The organism is Streptomyces sp. NPDC057623, from assembly GCF_042800355.1.
GTDB lineage: Bacteria > Actinomycetota > Actinomycetes > Streptomycetales > Streptomycetaceae > Streptomyces.
The window spans coordinates 44785-51090 of the sequence record NZ_JBHVGZ010000071.1; the positions used below are offsets into that span (position 1 = coordinate 44785).

The window sequence follows — 6306 nt, forward strand, 5'->3', positions numbered from 1 at the left end:
ACCTCATGCCTCATTTGGCCCTGAGCCACCGCACCACCGGGGAGCGACCTGTGGACCACGACGTGTACAACGGCATGGCAGCCACGGCTCTGAACGGGGTGGCCTGGCAGAAGAGCCGGCACAGCAACTCGCAGGGCTCCTGCGTGGAGTTCGCCCGACTGCCCGGCGGTGAAGTGGCGGTACGCAACTCCCGCTTCCCGGACGGCCCGGCGCTCGTCTACACGCGTGCCGAGATCGAGGCGATGCTCCTCGGCATCAAGGACGGCGAGTTCGACCACCTGGTCGTCGGCTGACCACGGGTGGGTCGGGGCCCCAAAACGGGGCAGTCAACGCCTTCCGTCACCCTCTGAGAAGGCGACGCGCGTAGAACCCCGACGTCAGCGAACCCCGCGTTTCCTCATTCGGTCGACGTCGAAACCGACGCGGCGGCACCCTGCGGCTGGAGCCGGAACAGCGCCCAGACCACCTTCCCGCTCAACGCCCCCGCGAGCGGATGCCACCCCCAGCTGTCGCTGAAGGAGTCGACGAGGAACAGCCCCCGCCCGGACTCCGCCGAGAAGTCGTCGGAATCGCGTGCGACCGGACTGTCGTGACTGGGGTCGCGCACCGCGCACACCAGCCGCTCCGTCCACCGCATCAGATGCAGCCGCACAGGCGGCGGCGCCAGCTCGCACTCCCGCTGTGCCCCCGCCGGCAGAGCGTGCCGCAGCGCGTTGGTCACCAGCTCCGACACGACGAGACACACGTCGTCGAAGCGATCACCCAGTTCCCACTGGTCCATGGTGCGGCGCGTGAACTTCCGTGCCTCGCGCACCGCTTCGTAGCGGGCGGGCAGCGCACAGGAGGCGGCATTGGAGACGGCTGCGGGATCCAGCGGTGGAAGGCCCTGCCGTAACGGCTCGAGCATGGTCGATCCATTCGTCCCCATGCGAGGCACTCCCGAGAGTTCGCGGTCGTTGCGATGCAGCGGTTGCGCGGGACCATGGTTTCCGATGCGCAGGGCAGATGCAAGGGCAGATGCACGTGCACGTGACCGAATTGGACGTTCCCGTACCGCTTGTTGGCCATTTTTTCCGCCAACTTCAACCCCTCTCCTTGTCCTCTCCGCACCCCTTCCTGACTCCTCCCTGTCAGGAATCCTTGTCTTCTTTCCATCTCTGTAATCGGACGAGTACAGCTCGAAGTGATTTAGTGGCAGACTGCGGGCCCTGAAGACGGTTGGGGAGGCTGGCGAACGTGAGCGCGGGAGAGCCCGGATCGGTGGTGCGGCGCATGCTGCTCGGCTCGCAACTGAGGCGACTGCGGGAAGCGCGCGGGATCACGCGCGAGGCGGCGGGTTACTCGATCCGCGCCTCCGAGTCGAAGATCAGCCGGATGGAGCTGGGCCGGGTGAGCTTCAAGACGCGAGACGTCGAAGACCTGCTGACGCTCTACGGAATCACGGACGAGCAGGAGCGCGCCTCACTCCTCTCCCTCGCGCGCGAGGCCAACGTCGCGGGCTGGTGGCACAGTTACTCCGACGTCCTGCCGAGCTGGTTCCCCACCTATGTCGGCCTGGAGGGTGCGGCCAGCCTCATCCGCGCCTACGAAGTGCAGTTCGTGCACGGCCTGTTGCAGACGGAGGCGTACGCCCGCGCGGTCGTCAAGCGCGGCATGAAGGGCGCGAGCGCGGCCGACATCGAAAAGCGCGTGGCGCTGCGCCTGGAGCGGCAGAAGTACCTCCTCGACGAGGGCGCCCCCGAGTTCCACATCGTCCTGGACGAGGCCGCCCTGCGCCGCCCGTACGGCGACCGCGAGGTGATGCGCGGCCAGCTCCAGCACCTCATCGAGATCTCCCAGCGGCCCAACGTCCGGCTTCAGATCATGCCGTTCAGTTTCGGCGGCCACTCCGGCGAGTCCGGCGCCTTCACGCTCCTCAGCTTCCCCGAGTCCGACCTCTCCGACGTCGTCTACCTGGAGCAGCTCACCAGCGCGCTCTACCTCGACAAGCACGAGGACGTCACCCAGTACGAGAAGGCCCTGAAGGAGCTCCAGCAGGACAGCCCGGGGCCGGACGAGAGCCGGGATCTTCTCAGGGGTCTCCTTCAACTCTCTTGAAACGCAAGTACGATGACGTGTGATCAGACCGTGAAGACGATCAAGGCCGATCGAGCCCGATCAAGGCGATCAAGGCGTCCGTGATCAGTCGAGCGGGTCTCCGCTAGGGATTGAGGGATCACATGTCGTCCTACTTCACCGACCTGGCTCAGCAGTACATCGACGGTGAGTGGCGCCCGGGCTCAGGTTCCTGGGACATCATCGACTTCAACCCGTACGACGGTGAGAAGCTGGCGTCGATCACCATAGCCACGGTCGACGAGGTGGACGACGCCTACAAGGCGGCCGCCCGCGCCCAGAAGCAGTGGGCCGCCACCAACCCGTACGCCCGCCGCGGCGTCTTCGAGAAGGCACTGCGCCTGATAGAGGACCGCGAGCAGGAGATCACCGAGGCGATCATCGCCGAGCTCGGCGGCACCCGGCTGAAGGCGGCCTTCGAACTCCACCTCGCCAAGGAGTTCCTGCGCGAGGCGATCCACCTGGCGCTGCGCCCCGAGGGCAAGATCATCCCGTCCCCGACGGACGGCAAGGAGAACCGCGTCTACCGCGTCCCGGTCGGCGTCGTGGGTGTCATCAGCCCCTTCAACTTCCCCTTCCTCCTCTCCATCAAGTCGGTCGCCCCGGCGCTGGCGCTCGGCAACGGCGTGGTCCTCAAGCCCCACCAGAACACCCCGATCTGCGGCGGCACCCTGGTCGCGAAGATCTTCGAGGACGCGGGGCTGCCCGCGGGTCTCCTCAATGTCGTCGTCACGGACATCGCCGAGATCGGCGACGCCTTCATCGAGCACCCGATCCCGAAGGTCATCTCCTTCACCGGCTCCGACAAGGTCGGCCGCCACGTGGCCACCGTCTGCGCCTCGCTCTTCAAGCGCTCGGTCCTCGAACTCGGTGGCAACAGCGCGATCGTGGTCCTCGACGACGCCGACATCGACTACGCGGTCGACGCGGCGGTCTTCAGCCGGTACGTCCACCAGGGCCAGGTCTGCATGGCCGCGAACCGGGTCCTGGTGGACCGCTCGGTCGCGGACGAGTTCACCGAGAAGTTCGTCGCCAAGGTGAAGACCCTGAAGGCCGGCGACCCGCGCGACCCGGAGACCGTCATCGGTCCGGTGATCAACTCGTCCCAGGCGGACGCGCTCTCCGCGGTCGTCGAGCAGGCGATCACCGAGGGCGCGACGGCCCTGGTGCACGGCACGACGACGGACAACCTGGTCGAGCCCTCCGTCCTCACCAACGTCCCCGCCGACTCGGCCCTGCTCCAGCAGGAGGTCTTCGGCCCGGTCGCCTTCCTCGTCCCGTTCGACGGCGAGGAGGAGGCCGTACGCCTCGTCAACGACACCCCGTACGGCCTGAGCGGCGCCGTCCACACGGGGAACGTCGAGCGGGGTGTGTCCTTCGCCAAGCAGATCGACACCGGCATGTTCCACGTGAACGACGGCACCGTCCACGACGAGCCGATCGTCCCCTTCGGCGGCGAGAAGCACTCCGGTCTCGGCCGCCTGAACGGCGAGACGATGCTGGACTCGTTCACGACGATCAAGTGGATCTCGGTGCAGCACGGGCGCAGCGGGTTCCCGTTCTGAGGGTTCGGAAAGACTCTCCCGGCGCCTACCCGGGGCTGATCTAGGCCCCGGTCAGGCGCGGACATAACCTGGGCCGTATGTCAAGCATCCGTCTCCTCGTGCTCGGCGCGGTCCGTATGCACCGCCGCGCCCACGGCTACCAGGTGCGCAACGACCTGGAGTACTGGGGCGCGCACGAGTGGTCCAACGCCAAGCCCGGCTCGATCTACCACGCGCTCAAGCAGATGGCGAAGCAGGGCCTGCTGCACGCGCACGAGATCGCGCCGTCCACGGCGGGAGGCCCGCCGCGCGTGGAGTACGAGGTCACGGACGCGGGCACCCAGGAGTACTTCTCGCTGCTGCGTGACGCGCTGGTCACGTACGACCAGCGGGGCGACATGAAGACGGCGGCCCTCGGCTTCATGGTCGACCTGCCGCGGGCCGAGGCGGTGACGCTGCTGAAGGAGCGGACCCGGCGGATCGAGGAGTGGCGGGCCTCGGTCCTGGAGCACTACGTCCCCGAGGACGGCCCCGGACAGCTCGGCCACATCGGCGAGATCATGAACATGTGGGTCCATACGGCGGACTCCGAGCGGGACTGGACCGCGGAGCTGATCGAGCGGCTCGAAGGCGGCTCCTACACCTTCGCCGACGAGGGCGACCCGTTCGTCGGCGTGCTGGCCGAGGACGAGGAGAACCCGTACGCGACCGGGGAGCCCCATCCCGGAGACGCCCGCTAATCAAGTTTGACTAACGCCGGGTTCCGGCTTACCTTCGAGCGTGTAGTCAAGTTTGACTAACGAGGGGGTAGTAGTGGCCGACGCGGCGATTCTCGTCGAAGGGGCACGCAAGAAGTACGGCGGCAAAGCCGGCAGATACGCACTGGACGGGCTCGACCTCACGGTCGCGCGCGGCACCGTGCACGCGGTGCTCGGCCCGAACGGCGCGGGCAAGACGACCCTGGTCCGGATCCTGTCCACGCTCCTGCGGCCGGACGGCGGCCACGTCGAGGTGGCCGGGCAAGACGTGCTGCGCCAGGCGTACGAGGTGCGACTGCGCATCGGACTGCTCGGGCAGCACGCCGCCGTGGACGAGGAACTGGGCGGGCACCAGAACCTGGAGATGTTCGGCCGTCTCCATCACCTCGGCGCCCGCCACGCGCGCGTGCGCGCCGACGAACTGCTGGAGCGGTTCGGCCTCGGCGACACCGGCCGCAAGCCGGTGAGGCAGTACAGCGGCGGCATGCGCCGGCGGCTGGACCTGGCGGCGTCCCTCATCACCGACCCGGAGGTGCTCTTCCTGGACGAACCCACCACCGGCCTCGACCCACGCGGCCGCACCGAGGTCTGGTCCGCGGTCCGTTCCCTGGTCGGCGGCGGCACCACGGTCCTGCTCACCACGCAGTACCTGGAAGAGGCCGACCAACTCGCCGACCGCATCTCGGTCGTCGACGCCGGCCGCGTCATCGCCGACGGCACGGCGGACCAGCTCAAGGCGCTGACCGGCGGCGACCGCATCGACGTGGTGCTGCGGGACGCGGGTCAGCTGGGCGCGGCCGTCGCCCTGCTGCCCGTACCGAAGGACGACGTCTCCGTCGACCTCGACCGGCGCCTGCTCAGCGCCCCGGTCACCGACCGGATGGCGGCGCTCTCCGGCGTCGTACGGGCCCTGGAGGAGGCCGGAATCGAGGCGGAGGACATCGCGCTGCGGCGGCCGACGCTCGACGAGGTGTTCCTGCACCTCACGGGAGACGACAGCCGAGTGAAGGAGCCCGTATGAGCATGAGCGCCTACGCCCTGACCGACTCCTGGACCATGACCCGCCGTGAACTCGCCCACTGGGCACGGCAACCCGTACAGGTCGTGGTCAACCTGGTCTTCCCCGTGATGCTGCTGCTGATGTTCGGCTACCTCATCGGCGGCGGCCGGGGCGTCCAGGGCTCCTACATCGACTACGTCCTGCCCGGCATGCTGGCGCTCACCATGGCCTTCGGCCTGGAGGGCACCATGATCGCGGTCACCCAGGACCTCAACAAGGGCGTGGTCGACCGCTTCCGGTCCATGCCGATGGCCAACGGGGCGGTCCTGGTGGGCCGTTCCGCGGCCGACATGCTCCAGTCGGCGCTGGCCCTGTCCGTCCTGATGGCCGTCGGGTACGCGCTGGGCTGGCGCGCGGACGGCGGCCCCGGGGCCTTCCTGGGCGCCGTGGGACTGCTCCTGCTCTTCCGCTTCGCCATGCTGTGGATCGGCATCCACCTGGCACTGGTCGCCGGGAAACCGGAGATGGTGCAGGCGGTGCAGATCCTGGTCTGGCCGATCGGCTTCCTGTCCAACGCCCTCGCCCTGCCCGAGACCATGCCCGGCTGGCTGGGCACGGTCGTCGAGTGGAACCCGATGTCCCAGACGGCGACGGCCGTACGGGATCTGTTCGGCGGCACGGGCGCGCAGACCCTCGGAGCGGCGGTCGTCTGGCCGCTGGTGCTGCTCGCCGTGTTCTTCCCGCTGGCGGTACGGCGGTTCTCGCGCCTGAGCCGATAGCAGCCGCCTAGGGCCCTAAAGCGCGTTGCAGAAGGCCGTGATCTGGGCATTTCCCTTGTATGCGTGGGGTGTTGAGGGCTGAGTCGTTGTGGGTGGAGACGTTCACGGGG

General features: G+C 68.3%; 7 protein-coding genes. 6 read left to right on the forward strand and 1 reads right to left on the reverse strand.

The genetic code is table 11. The features are described from left to right. Window positions 1-5 precede the first annotated feature (5 nt). Entirely contained in the window at window positions 6-293 is a 288-nt protein-coding gene (locus tag ACFU95_RS41820) for a DUF397 domain-containing protein (protein ID WP_383839980.1), read from the forward strand. Between the two features lie 104 nt (window positions 294-397). Here the strand turns inward: ACFU95_RS41820 and ACFU95_RS41825 are convergent, their stop codons facing one another. After that, complete coding sequence (locus ACFU95_RS41825; protein ID WP_383839983.1) at window positions 398-928, reverse strand: ATP-binding protein; 531 nt, start codon at window positions 926-928, stop codon at window positions 398-400. 344 nt (window positions 929-1272) lie between these two features. Here ACFU95_RS41825 and ACFU95_RS41830 point away from each other — a divergent pair, with 344 nt between their 5' ends. From ACFU95_RS41830 to ACFU95_RS41850, 5 genes are all read left to right on the forward strand, one after another. After that, a complete protein-coding gene (locus ACFU95_RS41830; RefSeq protein WP_383839998.1) occupies window positions 1273-2097 on the forward strand; it encodes a helix-turn-helix domain-containing protein in 825 nt (274 codons plus the stop codon). A 122-nt stretch (window positions 2098-2219) separates the two neighbouring features. Next, complete coding sequence (locus ACFU95_RS41835) at window positions 2220-3680, forward strand: aldehyde dehydrogenase family protein (RefSeq protein WP_383839986.1); 1461 nt, start codon at window positions 2220-2222, stop codon at window positions 3678-3680. Window positions 3681-3757: 77 nt separating this feature from the next. Next, the gene (locus tag ACFU95_RS41840; RefSeq protein ID WP_383839989.1) at window positions 3758-4399 is read left to right on the forward strand and encodes a PadR family transcriptional regulator; all 642 of its coding nucleotides are present in this window, start codon (window positions 3758-3760) and stop codon (window positions 4397-4399) included. Between the two features lie 73 nt (window positions 4400-4472). Beyond that, window positions 4473-5438 (forward strand): ATP-binding cassette domain-containing protein, encoded by a 966-nt coding sequence (locus ACFU95_RS41845; RefSeq protein WP_383839992.1) that lies wholly within the window; start codon window positions 4473-4475, stop codon window positions 5436-5438. A gap of 2 nt (window positions 5439-5440) precedes the next feature. Next, a complete protein-coding gene (locus ACFU95_RS41850; protein ID WP_383840001.1) occupies window positions 5441-6196 on the forward strand; it encodes an ABC transporter permease in 756 nt (251 codons plus the stop codon). The last annotated feature ends 110 nt before the right edge of the window (window positions 6197-6306 follow it).

Coding starts and splice junctions, on each gene's coding strand:
- ACFU95_RS41835 (WP_383839986.1), top strand. CDS start 2,220: ATGTCGTCCTACTTCACCGACCTGGCTCAGCAGTACATCGACGGTGAG.
- ACFU95_RS41850 (WP_383840001.1), top strand. CDS start 5,441: ATGAGCGCCTACGCCCTGACCGACTCCTGGACCATGACCCGCCGTGAA.
- ACFU95_RS41820 (WP_383839980.1), top strand. CDS start 6: ATGCCTCATTTGGCCCTGAGCCACCGCACCACCGGGGAGCGACCTGTG.
- ACFU95_RS41840 (WP_383839989.1), top strand. CDS start 3,758: ATGTCAAGCATCCGTCTCCTCGTGCTCGGCGCGGTCCGTATGCACCGC.
- ACFU95_RS41830 (WP_383839998.1), top strand. CDS start 1,273: ATGCTGCTCGGCTCGCAACTGAGGCGACTGCGGGAAGCGCGCGGGATC.
- ACFU95_RS41825 (WP_383839983.1), bottom strand. CDS start 928: ATGGGGACGAATGGATCGACCATGCTCGAGCCGTTACGGCAGGGCCTT.